This is a genomic window from Bradyrhizobium sp. CB1717 (genome assembly GCF_029714325.1).
Classification (GTDB): Bacteria; Pseudomonadota; Alphaproteobacteria; order Rhizobiales; family Xanthobacteraceae; genus Bradyrhizobium.
The window spans coordinates 1,114,811-1,140,211 of record NZ_CP121666.1 but is presented as its reverse complement, the minus strand read 5'-3'; the positions used below and the strand labels follow the sequence as shown (position 1 = coordinate 1,140,211).

Below are 25,401 nucleotides of genomic sequence, written 5' to 3'. Positions count from 1 at the left end.
ATCGCGGTCACCGTGAATAGCAGGCCATCCGGCCTCGGCTGGACGACCTAATACTGATGAACGCTGGCGTTGCCAAGGTGATCCCGCAGGATTTGGTTTATTCAAGGACCGCGCCAAACGTCGCGCATGTCAGCTCTGAGCAAGCGCATCAAAAAATCACGGATGATCGCGCAACCAAACGCGTGTTTTGGCGTTGCCTGGGGTTATTGCGACGCACAATCCCTTGCGGCGTTCTATCTTACCTCACCCTCGCCGATCAGCGCGAAGGGTCCCCACATCGCAGGATAGGCGTTACGCGGCGACGAGGTGTCGTCAACGTACGTCAACATGGCGCGGCGCAAAGCTTCGGCACGACCGATTTTTGGTTCGTTCTTGAGCAGGGCGAAAGTCGACGTGGTCAAGCGGGTGGCAGCTTCCGAATCGACTGCCCAATGCGAGACCAGCAACGCACGAGCACCGGCGTAGAAGAACGAGCGTGCCAGCCCCGACAGCGCCTCCGCGCCGGGCTTGTCGCCGGCGATGGTGTTGCAGGCCGACAGCACAACCCAATCCGCATTGAGCTTGAGCTGCGCGACTTCGCTCGCGGTCAGAAGGCCGTCGTCGATCTCGGAGGGCTGATCGGGAATGGAGAGCGCAAGCGATGGCTCGCCCAATCCCTTGACGTCGCCCGCAACGAGGCCGTGGGTGGCGAAGTAGATGATGCTGTATTGAGCAAGCGCTGCACGCTTGAGCGTCGTTTCGCTGGCGTCGCGACCGAGATGGATGTCGACTTCGCCGGCGCCAACATCCTTCGCCACCGCGTTCAGCTCGTCCGCGGTGTCAGGCAGTTGCGGCAGCGCTTTCGCAAGCTGCGCGCGATCGACACCGGCGCCGCGCCAGAAGTCGGTATAGGCCATCGTCGCGATGCTGCGCGCGGCAACCTTGCCGCCCGCAGCGCGCCGGTCGGCCGGCCCTTCGGCTGCAGGGTTGAACACGGGATCGCCGAAGCCGGTCATCGGCTTGACGCCTTGATCCCGGCGCGCAAAGGCGCGCAGCGATTTCAGGCTGATCACCGACGGCAGCACCGAGACGGCCTGACGCCGCAACAGCCAGGCGGCGTTGCGATAGCCCTCGAGCTTGTCCGGGATCGCAGCTTGCGGCGTCTCCGTGACGAGCAGATGAAACGGCAATGCGGTCAGCGCCGCCGACGGCACCACCAGAAGGCTGCGCTTGTCTTTCGTCAGCGCCTCGACCGGGCCGAGCAGCGCGGCATAGAGTTCATGGGCCAGCGCGAGATCGAACAGGCCCGATTTGCCGGAGGCATCGCGCGCCTTGCCGACGTCGAGCCCCTTGCGGAACGCGGACACCTTCTGCGTCAGCGCGTCCGCACCGAGCGGAACGTGCTTCCAGTCCACGCCCTCGCGCGTGATCGCGATGACGTAGCTCTGCTTGTCGACGACGGAATAGATCGTCATCGCTTCATCGGCCGACAGCAGCGGCTGGATGTCCTTCACCGCGAGCGGCAGCGGATTGGAGAGCGAGGCATAGTCGGGGAATTCGACAGCGAGCGTCTTCTGCAGACCGGCGCGCTCGCTCGCGATCGCAGCGATCCGCGCGCGGCTGCGCTGCTCGGCCGCGGCGTCGCGTTGCCCGGCCTGCTTGGACACCGCCGTGATGATCGCCTTGTCGAGCGCCTCGGCCTCGGCGCCGAGATCCTGGTCCCTGCGCACGAGCTCGGCGAGCCGATCGCTGCCGGCGGCAAGCCGCACTGCGAGCTTGTTCACGGCCGATGCCGCGGAGGATTGCGTGCCGCGCTGGATCGCGGCGAGCGCCTCGTCCAGAGCCTTGTCGTCGGGCAGGAGATGCTGCTGCCGCGCGGAGAACAGGATCGGCAACACGATACGCAGCTGCGCGCGACCGCTGGCAAGCGTCTTTTCCGCGAGCGGCAGGGCATCGGCGGTGCGTCCGGAGATGTAGAGGAAATAAGCGAGATTGCCGGTCGAGGTCAGAGTGTCCGGATGATCCGGCCCAAGCGCACGCTCGCGGATCGTCAGCGCCCGGCGATACAGCGGTTCGGCATCGGCATAACGCTGCCGGTGCTCGTAGAGTCCGGCGAGATTGTTCAGCGAACGCGCGACATCGGGATGATCCGGCCCCAGCACTTTTTCGCGGATGGCGAGCGAGCGCTTGATCGGCGCCTCGGCCTCGGCATCGCGATTGAGGTCACGGTCGACCTGGCCGATGTTGTTGAGGACGGTGGCGACCGCGGGATGCTCGGGACCTGCGGCCTTCTGATAGATCGCGAGCGCACGCTGGAACAGCGGCTCGGCGTCGGCAAAATGCTCCTGCTTCACGTAGAGGGTGGCAAGATTGTTGAGGGCCCGGCCGACGTCGGGATGCTCGCGCGACAGGCTCTTTTCGCTGACCGCAAGCGCACGCTTGAACAGCGGTTCGGCTTCAGTGAAGCGACCTTGCCGCTGATACAGCGCGGCGAGATTGCTCAGCTCGGGCGCGATCAGGGCGGTGTCGAGGCCGAGCGCCTTCTCCATCAGCGCGATGGCGCGCTTGTAGACCGGCTCGGCCAGATCGTCGCGGCCCTGGCCGGCATAGACCTGGCCGAGATTGTTGAGCGCGGCGGAGAGCTCACGACCGTTGTCGCTCTCCAGGCGCGCGACCATCGCCTGCGCGAGCGGCAGAGCTTCCGGATACTTGCCGGCACTGATGAGCGCGTTGATACGCGCGCCCTGTGCGGCGAGATCGCCCTTCTGGGCCAGGGCGGGAGTGACAAGCAATGTGGTGATCGCGAGGGCCAGGCCCGCGGCCAATGCCAAACGATGACGCGCCATGAATCCCTCTCGCTGCGAGCCCGAAAACCATCACGGTCTTGGGTCGCGGCGATGGGCGGCAGCGTTCAAAGGCTTGCGCTCTGGTCCATCATCTTGCGTGCTTCGCCAGCGAGGCGGACCAGCATCTTGCGCAGTGCCGTGCCATCGGTCACGCGCTCCGGGAAATCCAGCCGCAGCGCGGTCTGGCCGTCCTGCATGTCGAGGCCTTCGGGGTCGCATCCGGTGCAGCGCCAGTCGCCGGCGGGCGCGCTGAGCAGCCTGGTCGCATAGAGATTCATGGCGTCCCGGTGGTCGACATTCATGTGCTCCACGGCGCCCTCCTCGGCCGCCAGCAGGTCCTCGGCACCGCTGAGGTCGGTGAGGAATTGCTTGGGCTTAAGGTCGACGATCCGGCCGAATCCGGCGACCAGATGGGTGCCCGTGGGGCGGATCCGGTAGAACGAAAAGTCCTTAAACGAAACAAAGGCTTCCGCCGACGGATGGGCACCCAAATACCGCCGTTGGAGCAATTCCTTCTCGTCACCGGCCGGTTCCGCCCGCCCGGATAGCATGATCCGGGCCCCCTCCAGGGGGTCGCCGGCCGCACGCTCGTCCAGCATCAGGGAGACCCTGGGATCGGCGAGGATGTTCCTGGTGTGCACGGCCAGCCCCGAGATCAGCAGGATGGGCGAGCCGTCGGGATGGCTCGCCAGATTGACCAGGGAACAATAGGGATCGCCGGAACCCACCATCAACGTTGCGAGAGCGCCCTGCCGCGACCGCCTCAGCAGCGATTTGGCGAGCTTTCCGGGGTCGAAATCGGGGGTCGGTTGCATGGGCTTTCTCGGCTCGGGTGGTTGCAAGGGGGGTCTTTTTTCGGCTAAACGGGGGTCTGGTTATGGGTCGAGATGCGGCGAATCTGCCGTGTTTCGTGGAACTTGGTCACACTTCAGCCCAGCTTGCATTGCTCGGTGACAAAAGTTCGAACGCCGAGTTCGGGACCCATGTATGCGGCGCATCACTGGATTGCTCGCCGTTTCAAGCCACGACCCAAACGGAAAGCAGAAAGCAGAGGCTCATGCCCACAATCGCTTTGGTCGACGACGACCGCAACATTCTCACATCCGTCTCGATCGCGCTGGAAGCCGAAGGCTACCGCATCATGACCTACACCGACGGCGCGTCCGCGCTTGACGGTTTCCGCACCACCCAGCCCGACCTCGCCATCCTCGACATCAAGATGCCGCGCATGGACGGCATGGAGACGCTGCGTCGCCTCAGGCAGAAATCCGACCTGCCGGTGATCTTCCTGACCTCCAAGGACGAAGAGATCGACGAGCTGTTCGGCCTCAAGATGGGCGCCGACGACTTCATCCGTAAACCGTTCTCGCAGCGCCTTCTGGTCGAGCGCGTCAAGGCCGTGCTGCGCCGCTCGGCGCCGAAGGACCCGACCGTCGCGCCGAAGGAGAACGATGCCAAGGCGCTCGACCGCGGCCTGCTGCGCATGGATCCGGAACGCCACACCTGCACCTGGAAGAACGAGCCGGTGACGCTGACCGTCACCGAATTCCTGATCCTGCAGGCGCTCGCGACCCGGCCCGGCGTGGTGAAGAGCCGCAACGCGCTGATGGACGCCGCCTATGACGATCAGGTCTATGTCGACGACCGCACCATCGACAGCCACATCAAGCGGCTGCGCAAGAAGTTCAAGGTGGTCGACAACGAGTTCGAGATGATCGAGACGCTCTACGGCGTCGGCTACCGTTTCAAGGAAGCCTGAGGGCGGTAAGCGCCTTCATGAGAGATCGAGAGCATCGCCGGTTCTGATTCCATCACGACCGCGAGAGCTCCAAAGCGCGATCGGTATCGCGCTTTGGGTTTTGTTTGAGCATGATCGTTCGGAAAACCGCTGCACACTTTTCCGGATCATGCTCTAGGATGCGGGGACCCTTCGCACGAGATGTCCTAACGCGGGCGTGAGCATTGCTTGACCGAACGCAACCTGACGAGAACCAGAACGCCGCGGATATCACCTCCGACGGCGTTCCGGAGCACGTCGAGGACAAGCCGGCCCCGCAGGGCTGGCGGCCGCTGAACTGGCTCAAGCGCGCCGGACAGTTCTTCTTCGCGCTGTCCTTCTCGAGCCTGACCCGCCGCATCGTCTCGCTCAACCTCGCCGGCCTCGTCGCGCTGGTGGCCAGCATCCTCTATCTGTCGCAATTTCGAGCCGGCCTGATCGACGCGCGTGCGCAGAGCCTGCTGGTGCAGGCCGAGATCATCGCCGGCGCCATTGCGGCCTCCGCCACCGTGCAGACCAACGCCATCACCATCGACCCCGACCGGCTGCTCGACCTCAAGCCGGGCGAGACCTATGGCGGCTCGGACGACTATTCGCCGCTGGATTTCCCGATCAATCCGGAGCGCGTGGCGCCGGTGCTGCGCACGCTGATCTCGCCGACCAAGACGCGCGCCCGCATCTACGATCCGAACGGCAGCCTGCTGCTCGACAGCCGAAACCTCGAAAACGTGCTGCGGTTCCCCCTGCCGCCATTATCCGCCGAGAAGCCCGGTGTGGTCGAGCGCGGCATGGTCGCGGTGCGCACCTGGCTGAACCGCGGCGACCTGCCGCTCTATCGCGAGCTCGGACCCGAGAACGGCAATGGCTATGCGGAAGTCGGTGATGCGTTGCAGGGCCAGAAGCGCTCGATGGTGCGGGTCAATGCGCGCGGCGAGGTGATCGTCTCGGTTGCCGTGCCGGTGCTTCGCTCACGCGCCATCCACGGCGCGCTGATGCTGTCCACCCAAGGCGACGACATCGACCAGATGGTCACCGCCGAGCGCCTCGCCATCCTGAAGGTCGGCGGCGTCGCGGCCGCGGTCATGATCATGCTGTCGCTGCTGCTTGCCAGCACGATCGCCGGTCCCGTGCGCCGGCTCGCCGACAGCGCCGAGCGCGTCCGCCGCCGCATCAAGACCCGCGTCGAGATCCCCGACTTCACCCGCCGCCGCGACGAGATCGGGCATCTCTCCGGCGCGCTGCGCGACATGACCAACGCGCTCTACAGCCGCATCGAGGCGATCGAGATGTTCGCCGCCGACGTCGCCCATGAATTGAAGAACCCGCTGACCTCGCTGCGCTCCGCAGTCGAGACGCTGCCGCTCGCGCGCAACGAGAACAGCCGCGCGCGCCTGCTCGAGGTGATCGAGCACGACGTCAAGCGGCTCGACCGCCTGATCTCCGACATCTCCGACGCCAGCCGTCTCGATGCCGAGTTGCAGCGGCAGGATGCGATTCCGGTCGACCTCAGGCGCCTGCTCGGCACGCTGGTCTCCGTCGCCAACGAAACCAAGCTCGGCCACGACGTCGCGGTCGAGGCACGCTTCGAGGGGCGCGGGCCGACCGACACGTTCGCGGTGACCGGCCACGACTCTCGACTGGGACAGGTGGTCTCCAACCTGCTCTCCAACGCGCAGTCCTTCTCCGAAGCCGGCAGCAAGGTGCGCCTCACCTGCCGCCGCGTCCGCGGAGAAATCGAGATCGTGGTCGACGATGACGGCCCCGGCATTCGCGATGACGCGCTGGAGCGCATCTTCGAGCGCTTCTACACCGATCGTCCGCATCAGGGCTTTGGCCAGAACTCCGGCCTCGGCCTCTCGATCTCCAAGCAGATCGTCGACGCTCATGGCGGGCGCATCTGGGCGGAGAATCGCGCAGGCCCAGCGGACGACGAGGGTGTCCCGACAATTGCCGGCGCGCGCTTCGTGGTGAGGCTGCCGGCGCTATGAGCGAGGGCGGGCCCAGCGTGCACGCCTCCGCGGTCAAGGTCGGACAGATCGCAGTTCTGATCCGCGGTCCCTCGGGCTCCGGCAAGTCGCGCCTTGCCTTTGATTTGATCATGGCGGGGCGGTCAGGCCTGCTCGAAAGGGCCGTTCTGGTCGGTGATGACCGTGTCCATCTGGCGACAGTCGGCAACGAAATTGAGGTCCGCCCCGCCCTCACGCTGGCCGGCCTGATCGAGATCCGAGGCCTCGGAATCCGCCGCTGCGACTTCGTGGAGCATGCGATCGTCGGCCTCGTGGTCGATCTGGATGATCAGGACGCGGAACGGCTGCCTGCGGCCGAATCTCTGAAAACAAGCATTTTCGGTGTGGAAATACCGCGAATCCCCGTCAGCCGCGACTATTCGCCCCTCCCTTTGGTTGTCGCGGCCTTGACCACTACCAAGAGTTAACCTTCTGCTAAGCCCTCAGGCGATTGTTTGAAGGGAAATGGTAACCATATGAACCCCACTATCGCGACCGAGTAGACCGGCGCAGCTCCCCTCATCCATCCGTCTAGATTCAGGGAGATACGCAACATCCCCTCTTGCGCGGGGGCTCTGGATGGTCAAAGTGGCGCGTTCGTGCGGTGCACCAAAAGCGCCCGCGAGGAGTTTTCCGATGATTGGTCTAGTACTTGTGACCCACGGGCGCCTTGCCGACGAATTCAAGGCAGCGCTTGAACATGTCATGGGCCCACAAAAGCAAATCGAAGCGATCACGATCGGCGCCGAAGATGATTCCGATCTCTGCCGAAGCGACATCATCGAGGCGGTTAACCGCGTCGATTCCGGCGACGGCGTTGCGATCCTCACCGACATGTTCGGCGGCACGCCGTCGAACCTCGCAATATCCTGCATGAGCCGGCCCAAGGTCGAAGTGCTCGCAGGCATCAACCTGCCCATGCTGGTGAAGCTCGCCAAGGTGCGCGAGGAGCGTCCGCTGCCGGACGCGATCGCGATGGCCCAGGAAGCTGGCCGCAAATACGTCACCATCGCCAGCCGCGTGCTCGCCGGCAAATGAGCGACGACGCGCCACAAGCGGCGACAGGCGTGCCCGCGGGCGCGATCTCCAAGGAGCTCCTGATCATCAACAAGCGCGGCCTGCACGCGCGCGCCTCGGCGAAATTCGTCCAGGCGGTCGAGCGCTTCAACGCGCAAGTGTGGGTGACGCGCGGCGGCGAGACCGTCGGCGGCACCTCGATCATGGGCCTGATGATGCTGGCCGCGGGGCCGGGCACGACGATCACGGTCGCGGCGGCGGGCGATGATGCGGAAGCTGCGCTTGCGGCGATCACGGAGCTCGTTGAGAGCAAGTTCAACGAGGAAGGGGTTTAGGCCCGCCACATGCTCAGTGCCGTAGGGTGGGCAAAGCGAAGCATGCCCACGACTTTTCTGGCGATTAGCGAGAGATGGTGGGCACGGCGCGTCGCGCCTTTGCCCACCCTACGAGACCGACAACGTCGCAATCACTTCCCCGGCGGCGCGATGTAGATATTCCAGCTCATCGACGGGCCGGCCTTGCCGTGGGTGAAACGGCGCGTCGTCATCACGATGCGCTCGGCGTTGGGCGCTGTCTCCGACACCCATTTCTCGAAGGCCGGCAGGCGGCCGTCGGTCGGGTCGAACACGCCGATGAAGCCGTACTTCTTCACGTCGTCGCGCGAGGTCAGGCCGGAATCCCAGGCCTCCAACGGCAGCAATGCGGACGGATGATCCGGGCTGTAGAACACCAGCGGCTGGATCTGCTCCATCGTGCCGGCAACGACGGCCCAGCGCGAGCCGAAGCGGGTGTGCCAGGCCTGGGTCAATTCGCGCGCGAGCTCCGAGCGCGCGCCGTAGATCTGTGCGTTGCCGGCATTGGCTGCCATCTCGCGCGCGGCGATCCAGGGCGAAGCGGCAAGCGTGGCGACGCTGAGCACGAGCCAGATCGCGGCGATGTTGAACAGCACCGCGCTCTGCACCCGCAGCACGGGGATCGCGACCAGCGCCAAGGGCACCAGAAAGAACAGCGAGATGCCCCAATCGGTCTTCATGTAGATGCTGAAGGCCAGCGCGCCGAGCGGGGGGCCGACCGCGACGATGACCTGGACGATCCAGACATTCAGCGCCTGCGCAACATTGACGCCCGGATTGGCGCCGCGCGCCCAGGCGCGCGTGACGATGCGCGAGGGCGCCCGCAGCAGCAGGGTGAGCCACGGCGGTACCCACGCCATGGCCAGCGCGGCCAGCGCCACCGGCAGCGCCAGCAGCGCGATATTATGCAGGGCGTAACCGGCCACGAGCTGATGCACGAGACGCGCGTCATCGAGGCTGTAGGTGTCGCCGGCATAGGTCAGCGGCACGAAATGCGCCTCCGCGAGCCAGACGACGTGCGGGATCATTGCCGCCAGCATCGTCGCGATCGCCACCCATGGCGCCGGCGAAGAGAGGAACTTCATCCGCTCCGGATGGATCAGCGCCGCAAGGCCGATGGCGCCGATCATGGTCAGCACCCAGTATTTGGTCATCAGCGCCAGCGCGCCGGCAAGGCCGAGCCAAATGCCGGATTGCCAGCTCCGCTTCTCGAAGGCGTTGAGATAAGCGAGCACCAGCAGCGGCAGCGTAACGAGCTGGAGCAGGTCGGGGTTGTACTTGAAACCCTTGAAATTGAAGATCGGATAGAGCGCGACCATCACCACGACCAGGAACGCGCGGCGCGCATCCACCACGCGCAAGGCAACCAGCCAGCAGATCACCATGCCGACGCCAACGGTCGCCATCGCCAGCGCATAGGTCGCCCAGTCCGTCGCCGGGAACACCCTGAACCAGAGGCCGGCGACCCAGCCCGACAGCGGCGGGTGCTTGCCATAGCCCCAGAGGAATTTCTGGCCCCAGCCCCAGGCTTCTGCGACGTCCATGTGAACGTCCTGCGCCGCCTTCAGATTGATCAGGATGAAGGTCCAGAGCACGGCATGCAGGATGGCGAGCTGGATCACCAGCCAGAGCCGCGCCTCGGGGCGGGTCGCGCAGGCGACCAGCCAGGCGCGGAAGCGGTCATAGCTCACCCGGACTTTTGCGCGCGGTCGGGAGGAAGAGATCGAGGTCGTGGACATGGGCGCTTGGGTAGCGCGTTTTGCGCCTGAGTGAGATCAGCTTGGCGTGAATGAATGACGCCTGGCGCACGGAAACGATGCGGGATCACCGGGCCAGCAGTTCCGGGCGATATTCAAAATGCATCGTGTCGTAGTGATACCATTTCCCACCCCAGATGAAGCCGTGGCGCTCGAAGATGTCGACGATCGCCTGTGGCATCCTGTTCTTGTAGGGGATGGATTTTCCGCGGCCCGCCCACAGCCAATAGTCGGAATATTTCAGGTTCAGATCGATCGCGACGGCATAGCCATGCATGCTCATCTTGCCGGTATCCGCGACAGGCCGGCACGACAGCACGCCGGCGATCGGAAAGGCCGCGGCCCTCAGCGCCGGATCGAGCTTGTCGATCTCCGCGGACACCTCCTTGAGCCGGTCGGCCACACCATTGATCCGCGTCACCTGGACCGCCTTCCCCCATGATCGCGGCAGCCAGGTGATGGTCACGAAATTGCGCTGTACCGCTCCATTGCGGCAGTCGCCATACATCTTCTTGAAGAACGCTTCGTTCCGGAAGCGTCCGGGATCGGCGTTCACCGCGGGCGGCGCGGAGGCGCCGACGGGATAGGGCAAGCGGAGCTGGTCGAGGATCGAGGCATCGCGCAGGCGCTGATCAAACGATTTGTCGTCGATGCCATCGTCGACCGGCATCGCAGTGCCATCGCGCCACAAGATTTGCTTGCCGTCGTGGCCTGAGAGGAAATCGGGATAGGCACGCACCAGCCGGTCAAGAAGCTCGGTCCTGGTCTGGGCGCCCGCCAGGACGGACGCCGCCACGAGAACGACGAGGATTTGCGCCGCCCGCGACGCAATCGTCATCGACGCTTGCCGGCCTGATCGAGCAGCGCGATGTTTGCCTCCTCGATCGAATTGAGCTTTGGATTCCATGTGCTCGGCAAATACCACGGGAAGCGTTCAAAACGAGCCTTGAGATCGGCCGCTTCGAAATACCGTCCCCGCCGCGCGAAGATCTCGTTCCGCGCGATACGGAGATCGTCGTTGGAAAGCCCGCGCAGGTCTGCGACCGTCAGCAGCCGCCGATCCGAATCGGGAAAGATGAAGCCGCTTTGCGCCGGCCCGCCGGCTTCATAGCGGTCGATCAAGGCGACATTCGCCTTCTCGACGGCGTTCAACTGGGGGTCCCAGGTGTGGGGCGCGTACCAGGCGAACTTGCTGAACCTCGCGGTCAGATCGGGCGAGTTGAAGTAGCGCCCTCGCCGCGCAAAGATCTCGTTGCGCGCAAGGCGCAGATCGTCCTTGCTCAGCGTCCTCAGATCACCATCGGCAAGCAGCCGGCTATCCGAATCCGGAAACAGGAAATCCGATTGGGTTCTCGTAACCGGGGCTGTGGACGGCGGCAGGTTCGCAGGAGGCGTCGTGACCGGTGCCGGCACGTTGAGCGCCGCGACCTGCCCTGCTGGCACGCCTGAAAAGTAGAACGATCCATCGATCGGCGAGCTGGAGACCCAGGGCTGCTGGTTGCTGCCGGTCGCGCGCTTGACGGCGAGTCCCACCTGATTGAACGTCTGGAGCACGTCCAGACCGGGGCGCTGCATCGTCTCGACCAGTGCCCGCGTGTAAGGACTATGTCCGTCGGACCCGTCGAGCGCGACGTTGCCGGGCTGCGTGGCATAGGAGAGCAGCGTTCCCTCCGGCGCCCGGATCTGCGCCAGGCCGCCGTCGGAGGCGCGCAAGCCCCGTCCGCCAAACGGGTTGTTCCTGCACGCATCGAGAATGACGATGTTCAGCTTGGTTCCTGCGCCGTCCATCTGCCGAAGTACCAGAGCGGCGTCGACCATCTGGAAATCCACATCGGTCTCGCGCGTCGGATTCGCGGTGATCGGCACGAGATAGTTGGTCCCGCGGACCTGGATGCCGTGGCCGGCGTAATAGAACAGGGCCACATCGGCACCGATCAACTGGTTGCCGAAGCGCTGGACCGCCGCGTCGAAGCTCGCCTTGTCCAGCTCGACCTGGGCGCCGCCGCCGACCAGCGTGAAGCCAAGCTTCTGCAACGTGTCGGCCACCAGCAGCGCGTCGTTCCGGGGATTTTCCAGCCGCGACACGCTCTGGTAGGCGGAATTGCCGATGACGAGGGCGACGCGCTTTTCAGCCGCGGCCGGGAAGGCGAAACACGCTGCAAACAACAAGGCGAAAAGACGCTTCCAACACATTGCCTATTTCCGTGACAGAAAGCCGGAAAGCTAGCAGAGCCGGCCCCTGAAATCGATGGCGGGGAGGCCGAGATTGCGGCGGCACGACGGTTCGATGTCGCCCCCTCCCGGACCGGCCGAGCGGGCTGGCTGCCCCCGTCCCGGACGCACCCCCGTGCGGTCGCGGGAAGACCAAGTGAATGGTTGCCGCACGGGGATGTGAGTGGTATCCCGCGCCCATGACGACCGTCCCCATTTCCAACATCCGCAATTTCTCCATCGTCGCCCATATCGACCATGGCAAATCGACGCTGGCCGACCGCCTGATCCAGATGACCGGCGGCCTCTCCGACCGCGAGATGGCGGGCAAGGAGCAGGTGCTCGATTCCATGGACATCGAGCGCGAGCGCGGCATCACCATCAAGGCGCAGACGGTGCGCCTCGCCTACCGCGCCAAGGACGGCAAGGATTACATCTTCAACCTGATGGACACGCCCGGCCATGTCGACTTCGCCTACGAGGTCTCGCGGTCGCTGGCGGCGTGCGAGGGTTCCCTCCTGGTGGTCGATGCCAGCCAGGGCGTCGAGGCGCAGACGCTCGCCAACGTCTACCAGGCCCTCGACAACAATCACGAGATCGTCCCGGTCCTGAACAAGGTCGACCTGCCCGCGGCCGAGCCGGAGAAGGTCAAGCAGCAGATCGAGGACGTCATCGGCATCGATGCCTCCGACGCGGTGATGATCTCGGCCAAGACCGGCCTTGGCATCCCCGACGTGCTGGAAGCCATCGTCACCCGCCTGCCGCCGCCGAAGGGCGATCGCGACGCGACGCTGAAGGCACTGCTGGTCGACAGCTGGTACGACGTCTATCTCGGCGTGGTCGTGCTGGTGCGCATCGTCGACGGCACGATGAAGAAGGGCCAGCGCGTGCGCATGATGGGCACGGGCGCGGCCTACGACGTCGAGCGCGTCGGCTTCTTCACGCCGAAGATGCAGCAGGTCGACGAGCTCGGCCCCGGCGAGATCGGCTTCATCACCGCCGCGATCAAGGAAGTCGCCGACACCCGCGTCGGCGACACCATCACCGACGACAGGAAGCCGGTCGCGGACATGCTGCCGGGCTTCAAGCCGGCCATCCCCGTGGTGTTCTGCGGCCTGTTCCCGGTCGACGCCGACGACTTCGAGACGCTGCGCGCCGCGATGGGCAAGCTGCGCCTCAACGACGCCAGCTTCTCCTTCGAGATGGAGACCTCCGCCGCGCTCGGCTTCGGCTTCCGTTGCGGCTTCCTCGGGCTGTTGCACCTCGAGATCATCCAGGAGCGGCTGTCGCGCGAGTTCGACCTCAACCTGATCGCGACCGCACCGAGCGTCATCTACAAGATGAAGCTCACCGACGGCACCGAGCTCGAGATCCACAATCCCGTCGACATGCCCGACGTGGTCAAGATCGAGGAGATCCAGGAGCCCTGGATCGAGGCGACGATCCTGACGCCGGACGAATATCTCGGCAGCGTGCTGAAGCTGTGCCAGGACCGCCGCGGCTCGCAGAAGGAGCTCACTTACGTCGGCGCCCGCGCGATGGTGAAATACGACCTGCCGCTCAACGAGGTCGTGTTCGATTTCTACGACCGCCTGAAGTCGGTCTCGAAGGGCTACGCCTCGTTCGACTATCATCTCACCGACTACAAGCCGGCCGACCTCGTCAAGATGCAGATCCTGGTCAATGCCGAGCCGGTCGACGCGCTCTCGATGCTGGTGCATCGCACCCGTGCGGAAGGGCGCGGCCGTGCCATGGTCGAGAAGATGAAGGAGCTGATCCCGCCGCACATGTTCCAGATCCCGATCCAGGCGGCGATCGGCGGCAAGGTCATTGCCCGCGAGACCGTGCGCGCGCTGCGCAAGGACGTCACCGCAAAATGCTACGGCGGCGACATCACGCGTAAGCGCAAACTTCTGGAGAAGCAGAAGGAAGGCAAGAAGAAGATGCGGCAGTTCGGCAAGGTCGACATCCCGCAGGAAGCCTTCATTGCTGCGTTGAAGGTGGATAGCTGAGGCGACGCCGGCTTTCTTCTGGCTGCACGTACCCGCCTCAAACAAAAACCGCGAAAACAACCCCATGCACAGTAGCCGCCCCCTTGGCGGCATTGCGCTTTTTCGATTTACCGAAATCGAATTTGACCCGTCGGGCAAAACAGGGGTATGGTGGCATCATTGCAGCCGGTGTGATTGGCAGCCTGAGCTCGCAGGTCGGTTGAGCTCTCGCGAAATCCATCGCCCCGGCCAGGTACGCGGTAGCCAGGGCGTGTCGGCTCCCGTGGGAAGAGCGGAAATCGTCTGACGGGGCAGAGTGCTACCGCTTTTGACTCTTTTCGGTAGTCATCTGGTCGATGCGCGCGCAATTCCGATTATTTTTCTGGCGCAAAATTCTGGTTGGTCAGTGGAGACGCGATTGGACGCTGAATGCGTATAAACGGCTTGCCGGCTCCCGCGTGGCAGCTATTGCAGCCGCGGGTAAGCTCGTCGAAGGCGGCCGTAAATTTGGTGCTGCTCTTTGCTCTAACCGCCTTTTCAAGCTCCTCTATCCGTGGATCGATGATGGTCTTGATCATCTCAGCGACAGGGATACCGTCAGATGTTGGAAAAAGCCTCGCAGCGTCCTCTAGGCTTTCCTTGATCTCATCGATCTCATAAGCAGCGAGGTCCCAGTTATTTTGTTTGCCAGCAAACCATAGTTTGGCGTGGCGAAGCTGCGTAGCTGTCATGAATTCGCCAAGGCCCGGTTGGTAGGGCCCTTTTGCTGGCTGCGCGGTTGCGAACATGACCGAAGCAGCAAGCGCAATGGTGACGGTGACTATCCACTTCATTCGTGGTCTCCCGATCGATGGCAATTTGCCAATTTCCCAGGCATAGCTCAGGCTATCCAATTCGGGAAGAAAGCACATTGATCTTTGGCTGCCGGAAGCTGCGAGCGCTCACTTTGATTGATGCGCGATGATAACGGCTTCTGGCCCATCGCGCCCAACGCCGCCCGCCGCCTGGACGTCAGCTGTGATGGGTAGACCGGGCGCAACCGAGATCAGGCCCAACCGTCGAGAATGACCCGTTGCGGGCATTTTAGTCTTGCGTTCGATCTGAAATATCGTGCAGCCTGTGAGGATAATCCCATCGGCCTTTTTTTAGAACCAAGGACATTTGCCAATGCCAGTACCTACGCCAAACCCCCGTGGAGCAGAGTTTTGGAACAGCACCATGGGTCACTCATGGGTTGCGCAGCAAGCCGTGATCAGTGACGTCTTCACGTCAGTCACGAGCGTCAGCTTGGACGCCGCGGCCGCAAAGCCGGGCGAGCACGTGATCGATATCGGATGCGGCACCGGCGACACCCTGTTGGCCTTTGCCAGGGTTGTTGGACCATCAGGCGCTGTGTTGGGCGTCGACGTCTCGGTCCCGATGCTTGACTTCGCCAAACATCGTGCCGCCGAGGCGACACTTAGCAACGCCGCCTTTGCACTAGCCGACGCGACGAGCTACGCCTTCGAACCGCGCTGGGCGGATCTAGTTTATTCGCGATTCGGCGTGATGTTCTTCGATGACCCTGTCAGGGCCTTCACCAATATCCGCAGCGGCATGAAGGCAGGCGGGCGGCTGGCGTTCGTCTGTTTTCGGACCATGCCGGAGAGTCCCTGGTTTCGCGTACCGATCGAGGCTGCACGGCCGCATGTGCCGCCTCAGCCGCCGGTGGATCCATTGGCACCGGGGATGTTTTCGCTCGCAAGCGAGGAGCACTTACGTCGCATCCTGACTGGGGCTGGGTTTCGCGAAGTGGCGCTCAAGGCGACCGATGTGCCGATTCACGGCAAGGACATCCAGCAAAGCATGGCATTCATCACGCAGGCTGGCCCGTTGCATGCGCTGTTTGAAAATGCCTCGGACGAGCAACGGATACGCGCCACTGAAGCGGTTCGCAACGCGCTTGCCGCAAATATCGGAGCAAATGGGCGCGGCCTGCATGTGGGTCTGTGGCTTGTGTCGGCGTTAGCCTAGCGAAGCCAATCCACCTCAAGAGTAGCATCGCCAAATCTGCTCATGGCCCATCTGCGACATTGGAAGATTGCTGCTTCTCCGCCGCTGTTGGGACTTAAGCGGACATCAGGCGGCGGCCAGCCGCTTAATCAGTACATGGCCTAGTCGGGCATTTATCGCGCCGTCCGTGACGCAGGCCTCCATCCGACGCAGGAGCCACGACGATTCTGTCGCTTAGAGCGGTCGTGCCTCAATCACATTGTGCAGGCCGGCCGGCAAAACCGCCGTCAACGCGAAGCCGGATCTGGCGAGGAGGTCTGAAAATTCCTCGCGCGTTCGCTCTCGGCCGCCTGGTGACACCAGCATATTCAGATCGCTGAACTTGGTTGCCGGCATTTCATTTGGCGGCGCGACGAGCCGCTCGATGAGAAGCAGCTTTGCGGTCTGTCCCATTGCACGCCTGCACACTTTCAGGATTGCGAGCGCTTCGTCGTCCTCCCAATCGTGGACGACCATCCGCATCACATAGGCATCGCCATCACCCGGAACCGCTTCGAAGAAGCTTCCACCCACGATGTCGCATCGTTCGACGACGCCGCCTTCCGTCAGCACGGCCCTTGCTCTCGTCACCACGTTGGCCTGATCGAACAAGGTGCCGCGGACGTGGGGGTGAGCGCGCAGGATTGCGGACAACAGCAGGCCTTGCCCGCCGCCCACATCCACGACATGGCCGAACGAGGAGAAATCGTACGCGCGGATCACCGCTTCGGCGCTGGCGCGCGAATGTTCGGTCATGGCCCGGTCGAACGTTGCGCCATGCTCGGGATGCTCGGCGCGGAACTGCCATACGTCCTGGCCGTTCAGGCTCCTGAAGGCGTTCTCGCCGGTTTGGACGCTGTGCAGGAGATGGCCCCAGGCCTGCCAGTAATAAGGGGTTCCCACGACTTCCGCCCACGCGCCGATCGATGCCGCGGAATCCGTACGCAAACATTCGCCCTTCGGCGTCAGCGCAAACGCCCTGCCTTCGTCCTCGTGAAACACCCCGACCGCAGCGAGCGCGCGCAGCAGCCTGTACAGGGAGTCGGCATGGCTCTTTGTCAGGACTGCGAGCTCGTCGACCCGACGCGCGCCGTCCTTCAGATGATCCGCCACACGCAGCACTGAGGCGACGTGAATGGCCTGAGTGATTTGAAAACCATTGATGAGGCCGAGCAGATCCAGTCGGGGATTGGATGTCACTTGACGGTCCTCCATGAATGAAACGTCAAATTGCTGCAGGGACGGCATCGCGCCCGGTCACTGCGACGCCTGGTAGTCGATTGCTTTCGCCAGCCCCGTCAGGCGGCGATGGTATTCATTGAGCAGGGCGGCGAACTCGGCCGCGCTTCCAGAACGAGCCGCCTGCCCGACGGCGGCCAGTTTTTCGCGGATTTCGGGCTCGTTCGCGATCGCACCGACATCCGCTGCAATCCGGTCGCGCACCGCGTCGGGCATGCCGCGCTTTCCGAAGAACCCTACCACGCCGTCCATGCGCAACTCGGGAAATCCGGCTTCGATGACCGTCGGCACATCGGGAGCAAGCGGCGCCCGCGCCTCGCCTGCGATCGCAAGGAGGCGCGCGCGGCCCGCGTGGACCTGCGGCATGATGACGCCCAGCGAGCCGACATAGATATCGATGCGGCCTTCGCCGAGATCCTGAAGAGCGGGGGAAATCTCCCGATAGGACACCAGGGCGAGATCCAGCTTCGCAGTCTTGAAGAATCCCCCGACGACGAACGGGGGAAGGCCGGGGGAGCTGGCCCAGTTCAGCTTGCCGGGCTGGGCGAGCGCTGCTTGCACCAGGCCGCCGAGCGAACTGATTGGGCTTTTGGCCGGCGCCGCTATCGCCAGCACGACGTCCGAGGTCGGGGCGATCGGGATCAACTCACGGACCGGATCATAGGGCAGCTTCGTGTTCGTGATCGGATGAACGGTGACCACCGCCGAGATGGCATACAGCAGCATGTGATCATCGTCGGCTCCGAGAAAGGCGGAAACGCCGAGGACTCCATCTGCTCCCGGCCGGTTCTCCACAATCACGGCCTGGCCCCAGCGACGGGACAGTCGCTCCGCGAAGAGCCTTGCGCTGAAATCCGGGGCTGTCCCCGCCGGCACGGGTGCGATCAAACGGACGGTGCGATGCGGCCAGTCGGCGGCAAAGACTGCAGAACCGCAGCAAGAGGTGAGACCGAGAAGAAAACCGACGACAGCAACGGAGCGACTGAACATGCTCATGGCGTGCTCCTTCGGGAGTATTCCGCTCTAACGTGATCTTGGTTTCCGGCGGCCGGCTCCGGGCCGGGCGTATTTTTCGTTCGCAGCAACCACGCGCGACATCAAATCGATAAACAACTCTCGTTCTGCCGGCTCGAGGCACGCCAGCAGCCTGTCCTGGGTCGCGAGGGCGCGCGGTCGCAACCGCTTTCGGAGCTTGCGCCCAAGCGGGGTGCAGCGAAGCTTCCATACCCGCCGATCCGCCTCGTTGACGCACCGTTCGACGAGACCCTTCGCTTCGAGCTCATCGACCAAACGCCCCGTGTTCGTCTTGTCGATGCTGACGACGCCGGCGAGACGGCTTTGATCGATCTCTGGATTGGTATCGATGATGGTCAGCACCGCCCACTGCGATACCGGCATATCCTCGCCTTCGAACTCCTCCGCAACGACGGCGGTCGAGATCATGTGGAGCCGCCGGATCAGATAGGCCGGGACGCGGCGATAGGGCGGAACAGCCGCCTCCGCCTCGACCCGGGACGACTGGTCCGCCGGAATGATCTCTTTTGTGATCGTCATAATTATTATTATCTCAATAGTTATTGGATGGAGTCAAGGCCTATCCTGGTCCTGATGGCGGGTAAAGGAATGCGGCGGCCCGACCCGCGGCTTCCGGCGGTGCCGATCTCCTACTGCCAGAATCTGTCACTGCCCTGCCTTAGGTCTCCTTTCAGTGCACCAAGCATTGAAAGGAAGACCATGAATACCCAAAGCAGCGGCGAGGCAGTGCAGATCGCCAAGACCTATGTCGAGGCCATCGCCCGCAAAGACGTCGATAGGGTCATCTCCGTCTCGGCGGTTGACATCGTTTGCACATCACCGCGCGGGCGGATCACCGGGACCCAGACGTTTCGCGAGTTCCACAGCGGTTTTGCCCGCATGCTCCAGAAGGTGACCCTTCTCGCTATTTACGGCGACGATCAGCAGGCCGTTGTCGTCTACAGCGCGGACACCCATCCGGTTGCCAACGCCGTCGTTGCGGAGCTGCTCAAGGTGAGGAACGGCAAGATCGTGTCGACCGAGGTGATCTACGATGCAGCGCCGTTTGCCGCCTATGCGGCGACGGTCCAACCGCGCTAGGAATCCGGTCCAGCTCATCAAGCGGCGCGGCTACCCGAAGCCGTGCCGCCATTCTGCGGTAGATTGCTGCCAATCTTTGGCAGGATACCTGCTAGACTTGCAGCATGTCCAAGAGCCAGCGGCTATTCGACCTCATGCAGATCCTGCGGCGGCACCGTCATCCGGTGTCGGGCAGCAATCTTGCGGCCGAGGCGGGCGTCTCGCTACGCACGATCTACCGCGACATCGCCGACTTGCAGGCATTAGGCGCGCAGATCGAGGGCGAACCGGGCTTTGGCTATGTCCTGCAGCCCGGCTTTCTCCTGCCTCCGCTGATGTTCTCCGAGCAGGAAATCCAGGCCCTGGCGCTCGGCGCCCAATGGGTGTCCCGCCAGACCGATGAAGAGTTCGCGCTGGCAGCGCGTAATGCGCTCGCGAAAATCGGCGCCGTGCTGCCGTCGGAGCTGCGGCACAAGATCGACGACAATGCTTTTCATGTCGCGCGCAGGCCGAAGCAGCTTGAGGCCGTCGATCTCCACGTCGTGCGCCAGGCCATGCACGACCAGCACAAGCTTTCCATCGTGTATCGCGATCCGAATGGCGCGAAGACCACCCGGACGATCTGGCCGATTGGCGTCGCCTTTTTCGACTCCCGGCGCATCCTGGCCGGCTGGTGCGAAATGAGGAAGGACTTTCGCTCCTTCCGGGCGGATCGGATCGAGAAACTCCGGCTCAAGACCGAACGCTATCCCGGCCGCCGGCGTGACCTCGTCAAGCAATGGCGGGCCCAGGTCGACGCAGATCGCCGCAAGGCTGCGGACTGACTGGAAGCCGAGTTCGGCGGCTGACGTAGCGTGAATTGCTGTCGTGTCGAATGCCTCACCTGCTTTCAGCGGCGGTATCCCGGCGCTGCATCGGTGACCACTCACCTCGGCTTCGTCTCCAAACCCAAACGCGGCATTGGCGTCGGCCGTGATCTTCCCTAGGATGAGCCTGCACTGGCATGCACGTGAATTATTTCAAGCATCAATCATTCAACCCTGCGGAGTTATTTCATGATCCGTTCAAGCATCACGCGTCGCAGACTCTTTGGCGCTGCGGCAGGCTCGGCCTCTGCATTGGCCTCAAGCGCATTCATCAGTCCGGCCCGCGCGCAAGCGAGCCAGAAAACGTATGTGCTCGTTCCCGGCGCGTATTACGGCGCCTGGTCCTGGCATCGCGTCACGGAACGCCTGCAGAAGCAGGGGCATCGCGTCTATCCGCTGACGCTGACCGGATTGGCGGAGCGCTCACACCTTCTGAACAAGGACATCACCCTCGACACGCACATTGTCGACATCGCCAATCTCGTCGAATGGGAGGACCTGACCGACATCTGCCTCGTTGCCCATTCCTATGGCGGCTGTCCGGCATCGGGCGCGCTCGAACGCATCGGGAGCCGGGTGTCGTCCATCGTCTGGGTCGATGCCATCAAGCCCGCGGACGGCCAGTCGTTTCGAGACCTGGTGCCCTTCCCGATCGAAGAGGGCGCGATCAGCCGCCCGGCTCCCAAGGCGCTGCCTCCGAATGCCTTCAGCGACCCGAAGGATGTTGCCTGGGTGTTGTCGAAGGTCACGCCACACCCCGTCGGCACATTCCTGCAACCGGTCAAGCTCTCGGGAGCGCGCGAAAAGGTCGCCAGGAAAACCTACATCCGCTTACCGAAATTCCAGCTGGCTGCCATGGACAAGGCAGCGGCGGAGTGCAGAGCGGACAGCTCCTGGACCGTCGTCGAAAACACGACGTCCGGCCACTCGGCCATGATCGTCGAGCCGGACTGGTTGACCGAGGTGTTGACCAAAGCAGCGTGAGATCGGTCCGATCAAGCTCGATGGGCGGAGCTGTAGCGAAGCCCATCGCCCTGACGGGCGGGCGCGGTATCTCGTCACTGTCGGTAGCTCGATTCGATTGTCAGGATGAAGCTTGATGGTTTCGCTTCCGCCTTCGCTCTTCGCGGACAAGCCGCGCGACCCATCCGACCCGCCCGTTCCATCAGGTTGCGCCTGAGGAACCATCCAGGTTGGACGTCGTTTCTAGGCCAGAGTGGAGGTCCCTGATGATCAACGAGCGGGAACAACACAACGTTTGAGCGGGTCGATACAAGGAAAGCTGGCAACGAGACCCCGCCCGGTAGGACGGGCCTCGCAAGCCACATCCGCCACTGGACCGCGCACCAGGCCAGCCTTTGTCAGGTAGATGAGCGGCCCATATTCCTGCCGGTCGGTGCGAACCTCCGGATAGGAGCAATAACATGACCCCACATCTCCTTGAGGAATTCACTGGGTTGATTGACTGGCGTTGCTTCGTGATCGTGCGCAACACAATGCCGCCCCGAGATCCCGATGAAGACGAGGATGCAGACGAAGACGACGACGGCGACGACGAGCACCGAGATGATGAAGCGCCGGTCGTGCGCGAGCCGGACGAAGAGTAAGCAGGATGCTTCTCGAAGGGGCGGCGGCTTCCGCGGGGAGCAACCTCTCGGCGATCACTGACGCAGGAGACGAGCATGACCCTCATATGGCTTGGTGCGCTCCTTGTTTTCGTCGGCGTGCTCCAGATGGCATTTCAGCCGATCTGGCGAGGCCGGCTGAGCGGTACCAAGCGGCTTCGCTCCGGAGTTGACACGCTGGAACCTACAGCGCCAGGCAGCGGCTTCGGCATCAAATCGAACTGGCCCGGCCTCGTGCTGGTCGCGGTTGGCGGCGCTTCCCTGCTGGCCGCAGCTGTCATCTGACAGCTCGGATGGGTTGAGCTCTTGCGAAACCCGTCGCGCCGACGCGGGTACGCAAATCTGGTAGTCCTTGTTAGCTCGATCCAATTGCGAGAACGAAGCTTGATGGGTTTCGCTTCCGCCTTCGCTCTTCGAGCTACGGCGGACGAGTCGCTCGACCCATCGAGCTACGAGCGAAGACTTCTATTTCGGAGCGCTGGTCTGGCCAGCCGAACCCGTGGTCTGCTCACTTCCCGGTCGACCCGGAGGATGCGCAGCAGCACCTGGCTTGTCTTGATCGGCCACATATCCGGACTCTCCGGAGTTGCGGGTCTTGATCCCTTTGTCCGCATCACGCTGCATCTGCTCGTTGGGCTCGCCAGTCTTGAGCCCTTGGTCTACATCACGCCGCATCTCCTCCTTGGTTTGCTCACTCGGGGCGGCCTTTTGCTCTTGGGCCGTTGCCTGGAAGGTCATTGCGCTTCCGGCAACGACAATCAGCGCGAGAATTGCTGTTCGCATACCTCTCCTCCACGGCTTGCTCCGGCCCCTGAACACGCGAACTTCCCAAGCTTTTCCTGGTTCCAATCGCCATTGCCGAAAGGCGCATCCTGCGATTAGTCGCAGGGCGGAAGCGTGCCCACCAATTTGCGTGCCATCGGGAAGAGTGGTGGGCACGGCGCTCTGCGCCTTTGCCCACCCGACGAAAGCCGTGCCGGCGCCAACTCGCCGACGATTGCGGGCCCAGGTTGACGCAGATTGCGGCAAGGCTGCGGACTGACCGCCGACTCATTCGACCTCGGCTGCAATCTCGGTCTCGGATGGAAAATGACCAACGAGATCGTCATCACCCGATGGCGAAATCGGCCGCCGTCTCGGCGTGGATAGCCGTGGTGTCGAATGTTTCGACCGTTGTGTCGCCCTGGCCGACCAGCATCGTGATCTCGGTGCAGCCGAGGATGATGCATTCGGCGCCGGCGGCGACGAGCGCCGCCATCACGTCCTGATAGCGGCGACGGGAAGGAGCTGTGACGACTCCGAGGCACAGCTCGTCGTAAATGATGCGGTTCACGACCGCTCGTGCGCCTTCGGGAGGAACCAGGACGTCGAGGTCATGGGCGCGCAGCCGGTCGATGTAAAACTCCTCCTCCATCGTGAACACGGTGCCGAGCAGCCCAACCCGCCGGTACCCTTTCGCCCGGATGCGCTCGGCGGTCGCGTCGCCGATGTGGATGAAGGGGATGGTCAGGCCCGACGTGATGTCGGGCGCCAGTTTGTGCATCGTGTTCGTGCACAGCACGATAGCGCGCGCGCCGGCGCTCTCGAGGCGCCGAGCGACCTCCGCGAGGCTGCTTGCGGCCTCCGGCCAGCGGCCGGCATACTGCATCTCCTTGATCTCCTGGAAATCGTAGGAATACATCAGCAGCGGAGCCGAATGCAGCTTGCCCATGCGGTCGCGGACGCGCTCGTTGATGAGCTTGTAGTAGAGCGCGGTGCTTTCCCAGCTCATGCCTCCGATCAGGCCAATGGTTCGCATCCCTGCGTCTCCGGAACAATTGCGCGATCGGATCGTAGACGAAGACGCGGAAGCCCGCAAAGACTCCGCGCCCTGCACACCCTCACGACGTCTTCTGCTTCACCGCGACGTAGCGTGCAAAATTGTCGAGGATGGCCTGCCAGCCGCCTTGCTGCTGCTCGACCGAGTGCGTCGGTTCGCTGTCGAAGACGACGCGGACGACGACGCCCTTCGGACCGGGGACGAACTCGACCTCGGCCTTGCGATCGCCGAACGCATATTCGATCAGCTTGTGCTCGACGATCGTCGTGTAGGTGCCGGCGAAGTCAAAGCCCATGCTGCCGTCCTTGGCCTCCATGCGCGAGGAGAAGGCGCCGCCCTCGCGCAGGTCGACCGTGGCCCTGGTCGTGTGCCAGTCGTCGGACGCGGCGTTCCACTTCACGATATCGGCAGGCGTCGTATAGGCGCGCCAGACCTGATCGATGGGGGCGGCGACGCTGGTTTCGACGGTGATCCTCATGGGCATTGCTCCAGTTGCGACTTTGACGGCTCGAATTGACGAAATCACGTCACGTGTGCCGGGTCCATATCTCCAGCACGTCCGGGGACGTGTCCACCCAAGGACGATCGAGACCGGCCCATGCCGACATGGTCCGGCCGTCAATGTGCAAAAAAGTTGGAAAAATGTCGTCAGCATGTCTGCCGGCGACTGCTGGCTCCAGGCGGATCAGCTTCCGGGACGTCATGTCCGCGTTGGACGGGGAGCGTCAGATCGGCCTTGTCTTGCCGCGGATGGCCATCGAACGCTTGAAGATCTGTTGGGCATCGGCATAGCGGCCCTGATCCTTGTAGAGACCGGCGAGGTTATCCAGGACACCGGCGAGATCGGGATGGTTGGGACCGAGGGTTTTCTCGAAAGTGAGCACCGACCGCTTGAACAGCCGCTCGGCCTCGGCGTTGCGCCCCTGACGCGCATAGAGCGCAGCCAGATTGTTCTGCGCCTGCGCGATGTCGGGATGATCGGGGCCGTACGCCTTCTCGGTCATCACCATCGACCGCTTCAGCAGCCGCTCTGCATCGGCATAGCGATGCCGCTGGATGTAGGCATCGGCCAAATTGTTCATCAGCACCGTAGCTTCGGGATCGTCGGGGCCGAGCGCTTTCTGCAGCACGGCCAGGCCCCGCTTGAACAGCGGTACAGCCTGGTCGTACCGGCCCTGATTGCTGTAGGCGGCGCCGAGGTTGCTCAACGCCAGCACGAGCGACGGATCGTTGGTTTTCTCGCCAATGGCGATCGATCGTTTCAGCAGCGGCTCCGCTTCCGCGTAGCGCTCTTCCGCGCGATAGAGATCGCCCAGATTGTTCAGCACCATTGCGACTTCCGCATGATCCGGACCGAGCGTCTTCTCCCGGATGGCCAGCGCGCGCTTGTACAGCGGCTCGGCAACGGCGTATTGGCCGAGATTGTAATGGATCGTGCCGAGGTCGTTCAGCGGCATCGCGACATGCGCGTCATCGGGGCCAAACTCCTTCTCGCGAAGGGCCAGCGACTTCTGGGCCAGGGGCAGCGCTTCCGTGTACTTCCCGGCCCGATAAAGCTCCTTCATCTGCCGCGTGAGCGTGCCCACCTCATCCTCCTGGCCGTAGGATGGCGCGCCGAACGACAGGCTCAAGGAAAGCGCGGTGACTGCAACGCAGATCGATGCTCTCAGGGTCCTCATCGCGCCTTCCCTCGTCGCGGCTATCGGGACTTACGAGCCGTTGGTGCTCCCGGAAGCCGGACAGGTTCAATGCCGCCGCGGCGCGGCGGCCAATCACCGGCTGGTCGCCAG

At 63.5% G+C, this 25,401-nt stretch carries 24 protein-coding genes and 1 pseudogene; 12 read left to right on the top strand and 13 right to left on the bottom strand.

Annotated features, from left to right (window positions below):
* Nucleotides 1-233 precede the first annotated feature (233 nt).
* Together QA649_RS05400 and QA649_RS05395 are read right to left on the bottom strand one after the other, a co-directional pair.
* The gene (locus QA649_RS05400; RefSeq protein WP_283023280.1) at nucleotides 234-2,825 is read right to left on the bottom strand and encodes a CHAT domain-containing tetratricopeptide repeat protein; all 2,592 of its coding nucleotides are present in this window, start codon (nucleotides 2,823-2,825) and stop codon (nucleotides 234-236) included.
* 65 nt (nucleotides 2,826-2,890) lie between these two features.
* Complete coding sequence (locus tag QA649_RS05395; RefSeq protein ID WP_283023279.1) at nucleotides 2,891-3,640, bottom strand: DUF2470 domain-containing protein; 750 nt, start codon at nucleotides 3,638-3,640, stop codon at nucleotides 2,891-2,893.
* Between the two features lie 242 nt (nucleotides 3,641-3,882).
* On the opposite strand from QA649_RS05395, the gene QA649_RS05390 reads away from it, so the two are divergent.
* The 5 genes and pseudogenes from QA649_RS05390 to QA649_RS05370 all read left to right on the top strand — a co-directional run bounded on the left by QA649_RS05390 (nucleotide 3,883) and on the right by QA649_RS05370 (nucleotide 7,960).
* Complete coding sequence (locus QA649_RS05390) at nucleotides 3,883-4,584, top strand: response regulator transcription factor (RefSeq protein WP_008542552.1); 702 nt, start codon at nucleotides 3,883-3,885, stop codon at nucleotides 4,582-4,584.
* 203 nt (nucleotides 4,585-4,787) lie between these two features.
* Nucleotides 4,788-6,590 (top strand): sensor histidine kinase, encoded by a 1,803-nt coding sequence (locus tag QA649_RS05385; RefSeq protein WP_283023278.1) that lies wholly within the window; start codon nucleotides 4,788-4,790, stop codon nucleotides 6,588-6,590.
* Nucleotides 6,587-7,111 (top strand): annotated as a pseudogene (locus QA649_RS05380) (HPr kinase/phosphatase C-terminal domain-containing protein). The gene QA649_RS05385 and the pseudogene QA649_RS05380 overlap by 4 nt, the downstream one beginning before the upstream one ends.
* Nucleotides 7,112-7,244: 133 nt before the next feature.
* Nucleotides 7,245-7,646, top strand: a complete 402-nt coding sequence (locus tag QA649_RS05375) for a PTS sugar transporter subunit IIA (protein WP_007597752.1) — start codon at nucleotides 7,245-7,247, stop codon at nucleotides 7,644-7,646.
* Nucleotides 7,643-7,960 carry an HPr family phosphocarrier protein gene (locus tag QA649_RS05370; protein ID WP_283023276.1) on the top strand — a complete coding sequence of 106 codons (318 nt, stop codon included), beginning with the start codon at nucleotides 7,643-7,645 and terminating at the stop codon, nucleotides 7,958-7,960. Before QA649_RS05375 ends, QA649_RS05370 begins: the two co-directional genes overlap by 4 nt.
* Before the next feature lie 131 nt (nucleotides 7,961-8,091).
* Here the strand turns inward: QA649_RS05370 and QA649_RS05365 are convergent, their stop codons facing one another.
* The 3 genes from QA649_RS05365 to QA649_RS05355 form a co-directional block, all read right to left on the bottom strand.
* A complete protein-coding gene (locus tag QA649_RS05365) occupies nucleotides 8,092-9,717 on the bottom strand; it encodes a glycosyltransferase family 39 protein (protein ID WP_283023275.1) in 1,626 nt (541 codons plus the stop codon).
* Nucleotides 9,718-9,802: 85 nt separating this feature from the next.
* Nucleotides 9,803-10,573, bottom strand: a complete 771-nt coding sequence (locus QA649_RS05360; protein WP_283023274.1) for a M15 family metallopeptidase — start codon at nucleotides 10,571-10,573, stop codon at nucleotides 9,803-9,805.
* Nucleotides 10,570-11,928 carry a YARHG domain-containing protein gene (locus QA649_RS05355; protein ID WP_283023273.1) on the bottom strand — a complete coding sequence of 453 codons (1,359 nt, stop codon included), beginning with the start codon at nucleotides 11,926-11,928 and terminating at the stop codon, nucleotides 10,570-10,572. Before QA649_RS05355 ends, QA649_RS05360 begins: the two co-directional genes overlap by 4 nt.
* A gap of 218 nt (nucleotides 11,929-12,146) precedes the next feature.
* Between QA649_RS05355 and lepA the strand changes: the two genes are divergently transcribed.
* On the top strand, nucleotides 12,147-13,958 hold the full coding sequence (gene lepA / locus QA649_RS05350) for a translation elongation factor 4 (protein ID WP_211409515.1): 1,812 nt from the start codon (nucleotides 12,147-12,149) through the stop codon (nucleotides 13,956-13,958).
* Between the two features lie 353 nt (nucleotides 13,959-14,311).
* On the opposite strand, the gene QA649_RS05345 is transcribed toward lepA, so the two are convergent.
* Nucleotides 14,312-14,770 (bottom strand): hypothetical protein, encoded by a 459-nt coding sequence (locus QA649_RS05345; protein WP_283023272.1) that lies wholly within the window; start codon nucleotides 14,768-14,770, stop codon nucleotides 14,312-14,314.
* A gap of 454 nt (nucleotides 14,771-15,224) precedes the next feature.
* On the opposite strand from QA649_RS05345, the gene QA649_RS05340 reads away from it, so the two are divergent.
* Nucleotides 15,225-15,950, top strand: a complete 726-nt coding sequence (locus QA649_RS05340) for a class I SAM-dependent methyltransferase (protein WP_283023271.1) — start codon at nucleotides 15,225-15,227, stop codon at nucleotides 15,948-15,950.
* 213 nt (nucleotides 15,951-16,163) lie between these two features.
* Here the strand turns inward: QA649_RS05340 and QA649_RS05335 are convergent, their stop codons facing one another.
* From QA649_RS05335 to QA649_RS05325, 3 genes are read right to left on the bottom strand one after another with little or no spacing between them, the layout of a single operon-like run.
* The gene (locus tag QA649_RS05335; protein ID WP_283023270.1) at nucleotides 16,164-17,216 is read right to left on the bottom strand and encodes a methyltransferase; all 1,053 of its coding nucleotides are present in this window, start codon (nucleotides 17,214-17,216) and stop codon (nucleotides 16,164-16,166) included.
* A 9-nt stretch (nucleotides 17,217-17,225) separates the two neighbouring features.
* Nucleotides 17,226-18,203 carry a tripartite tricarboxylate transporter substrate binding protein gene (locus tag QA649_RS05330; protein WP_283023269.1) on the bottom strand — a complete coding sequence of 326 codons (978 nt, stop codon included), beginning with the start codon at nucleotides 18,201-18,203 and terminating at the stop codon, nucleotides 17,226-17,228.
* A 27-nt stretch (nucleotides 18,204-18,230) separates the two neighbouring features.
* A complete protein-coding gene (locus QA649_RS05325) occupies nucleotides 18,231-18,650 on the bottom strand; it encodes a MarR family transcriptional regulator (RefSeq protein ID WP_283023268.1) in 420 nt (139 codons plus the stop codon).
* 180 nt (nucleotides 18,651-18,830) lie between these two features.
* Between QA649_RS05325 and QA649_RS05320 the strand changes: the two genes are divergently transcribed.
* The 5 genes from QA649_RS05320 (at nucleotide 18,831) to QA649_RS05300 (ending at nucleotide 22,077) form a co-directional block, all read left to right on the top strand.
* Nucleotides 18,831-19,322 (top strand): nuclear transport factor 2 family protein, encoded by a 492-nt coding sequence (locus tag QA649_RS05320; protein ID WP_283023267.1) that lies wholly within the window; start codon nucleotides 18,831-18,833, stop codon nucleotides 19,320-19,322.
* 104 nt (nucleotides 19,323-19,426) lie between these two features.
* A complete protein-coding gene (locus QA649_RS05315) occupies nucleotides 19,427-20,125 on the top strand; it encodes a YafY family protein (protein WP_283023266.1) in 699 nt (232 codons plus the stop codon).
* Nucleotides 20,126-20,476: 351 nt separating this feature from the next.
* A complete protein-coding gene (locus QA649_RS05310) occupies nucleotides 20,477-21,151 on the top strand; it encodes an alpha/beta hydrolase family protein (protein WP_283023265.1) in 675 nt (224 codons plus the stop codon).
* Nucleotides 21,152-21,591: 440 nt separating this feature from the next.
* Nucleotides 21,592-21,774, top strand: coding sequence for a hypothetical protein (locus tag QA649_RS05305; protein WP_283023264.1), 183 nt, complete (start codon nucleotides 21,592-21,594; stop codon nucleotides 21,772-21,774).
* Between the two features lie 75 nt (nucleotides 21,775-21,849).
* Nucleotides 21,850-22,077: a hypothetical protein gene (locus tag QA649_RS05300; RefSeq protein WP_283023263.1), complete on the top strand. Its 228-nt coding sequence runs from the start codon at nucleotides 21,850-21,852 to the stop codon at nucleotides 22,075-22,077.
* 180 nt (nucleotides 22,078-22,257) lie between these two features.
* On the opposite strand, the gene QA649_RS05295 is transcribed toward QA649_RS05300, so the two are convergent.
* The 4 genes from QA649_RS05295 to QA649_RS05280 all read right to left on the bottom strand — a co-directional run bounded on the left by QA649_RS05295 (nucleotide 22,258) and on the right by QA649_RS05280 (nucleotide 25,290).
* Entirely contained in the window at nucleotides 22,258-22,575 is a 318-nt protein-coding gene (locus QA649_RS05295; RefSeq protein WP_283023262.1) for a hypothetical protein, read from the bottom strand.
* 325 nt (nucleotides 22,576-22,900) lie between these two features.
* A complete protein-coding gene (locus QA649_RS05290; protein WP_283023261.1) occupies nucleotides 22,901-23,590 on the bottom strand; it encodes an aspartate/glutamate racemase family protein in 690 nt (229 codons plus the stop codon).
* An 82-nt stretch (nucleotides 23,591-23,672) separates the two neighbouring features.
* Nucleotides 23,673-24,089: an SRPBCC family protein gene (locus QA649_RS05285; protein ID WP_283023260.1), complete on the bottom strand. Its 417-nt coding sequence runs from the start codon at nucleotides 24,087-24,089 to the stop codon at nucleotides 23,673-23,675.
* 247 nt (nucleotides 24,090-24,336) lie between these two features.
* On the bottom strand, nucleotides 24,337-25,290 hold the full coding sequence (locus tag QA649_RS05280) for a tetratricopeptide repeat-containing protein (RefSeq protein WP_283023259.1): 954 nt from the start codon (nucleotides 25,288-25,290) through the stop codon (nucleotides 24,337-24,339).
* Between the last annotated feature and the right edge of the window lie 111 nt (nucleotides 25,291-25,401).

What these genes read in the sequence shown, in the direction of transcription:
- QA649_RS05400 (WP_283023280.1), bottom strand. Translation starts at nt 2,825, where the DNA reads ATGGCGCGTCATCGTTTGGCATTGGCCGCGGGCCTGGCCCTCGCGATC.
- QA649_RS05395 (WP_283023279.1), bottom strand. Translation starts at nt 3,640, where the DNA reads ATGCAACCGACCCCCGATTTCGACCCCGGAAAGCTCGCCAAATCGCTG.
- QA649_RS05390 (WP_008542552.1), top strand. Translation starts at nt 3,883, where the DNA reads ATGCCCACAATCGCTTTGGTCGACGACGACCGCAACATTCTCACATCC.
- QA649_RS05375 (WP_007597752.1), top strand. Translation starts at nt 7,245, where the DNA reads ATGATTGGTCTAGTACTTGTGACCCACGGGCGCCTTGCCGACGAATTC.
- QA649_RS05370 (WP_283023276.1), top strand. Translation starts at nt 7,643, where the DNA reads ATGAGCGACGACGCGCCACAAGCGGCGACAGGCGTGCCCGCGGGCGCG.
- QA649_RS05365 (WP_283023275.1), bottom strand. Translation starts at nt 9,717, where the DNA reads ATGTCCACGACCTCGATCTCTTCCTCCCGACCGCGCGCAAAAGTCCGG.
- QA649_RS05360 (WP_283023274.1), bottom strand. Translation starts at nt 10,573, where the DNA reads ATGACGATTGCGTCGCGGGCGGCGCAAATCCTCGTCGTTCTCGTGGCG.
- QA649_RS05355 (WP_283023273.1), bottom strand. Translation starts at nt 11,928, where the DNA reads ATGTGTTGGAAGCGTCTTTTCGCCTTGTTGTTTGCAGCGTGTTTCGCC.
- lepA (WP_211409515.1), top strand. Translation starts at nt 12,147, where the DNA reads ATGACGACCGTCCCCATTTCCAACATCCGCAATTTCTCCATCGTCGCC.
- QA649_RS05345 (WP_283023272.1), bottom strand. Translation starts at nt 14,770, where the DNA reads ATGAAGTGGATAGTCACCGTCACCATTGCGCTTGCTGCTTCGGTCATG.
- QA649_RS05335 (WP_283023270.1), bottom strand. Translation starts at nt 17,216, where the DNA reads ATGCCGTCCCTGCAGCAATTTGACGTTTCATTCATGGAGGACCGTCAA.
- QA649_RS05330 (WP_283023269.1), bottom strand. Translation starts at nt 18,203, where the DNA reads ATGAGCATGTTCAGTCGCTCCGTTGCTGTCGTCGGTTTTCTTCTCGGT.
- QA649_RS05325 (WP_283023268.1), bottom strand. Translation starts at nt 18,650, where the DNA reads ATGATCTCGACCGCCGTCGTTGCGGAGGAGTTCGAAGGCGAGGATATG.
- QA649_RS05320 (WP_283023267.1), top strand. Translation starts at nt 18,831, where the DNA reads ATGCGGCGGCCCGACCCGCGGCTTCCGGCGGTGCCGATCTCCTACTGC.
- QA649_RS05315 (WP_283023266.1), top strand. Translation starts at nt 19,427, where the DNA reads ATGTCCAAGAGCCAGCGGCTATTCGACCTCATGCAGATCCTGCGGCGG.
- QA649_RS05305 (WP_283023264.1), top strand. Translation starts at nt 21,592, where the DNA reads ATGACCCCACATCTCCTTGAGGAATTCACTGGGTTGATTGACTGGCGT.
- QA649_RS05300 (WP_283023263.1), top strand. Translation starts at nt 21,850, where the DNA reads ATGACCCTCATATGGCTTGGTGCGCTCCTTGTTTTCGTCGGCGTGCTC.
- QA649_RS05295 (WP_283023262.1), bottom strand. Translation starts at nt 22,575, where the DNA reads ATGCGAACAGCAATTCTCGCGCTGATTGTCGTTGCCGGAAGCGCAATG.
- QA649_RS05290 (WP_283023261.1), bottom strand. Translation starts at nt 23,590, where the DNA reads ATGCGAACCATTGGCCTGATCGGAGGCATGAGCTGGGAAAGCACCGCG.
- QA649_RS05285 (WP_283023260.1), bottom strand. Translation starts at nt 24,089, where the DNA reads ATGAGGATCACCGTCGAAACCAGCGTCGCCGCCCCCATCGATCAGGTC.
- QA649_RS05280 (WP_283023259.1), bottom strand. Translation starts at nt 25,290, where the DNA reads ATGAGGACCCTGAGAGCATCGATCTGCGTTGCAGTCACCGCGCTTTCC.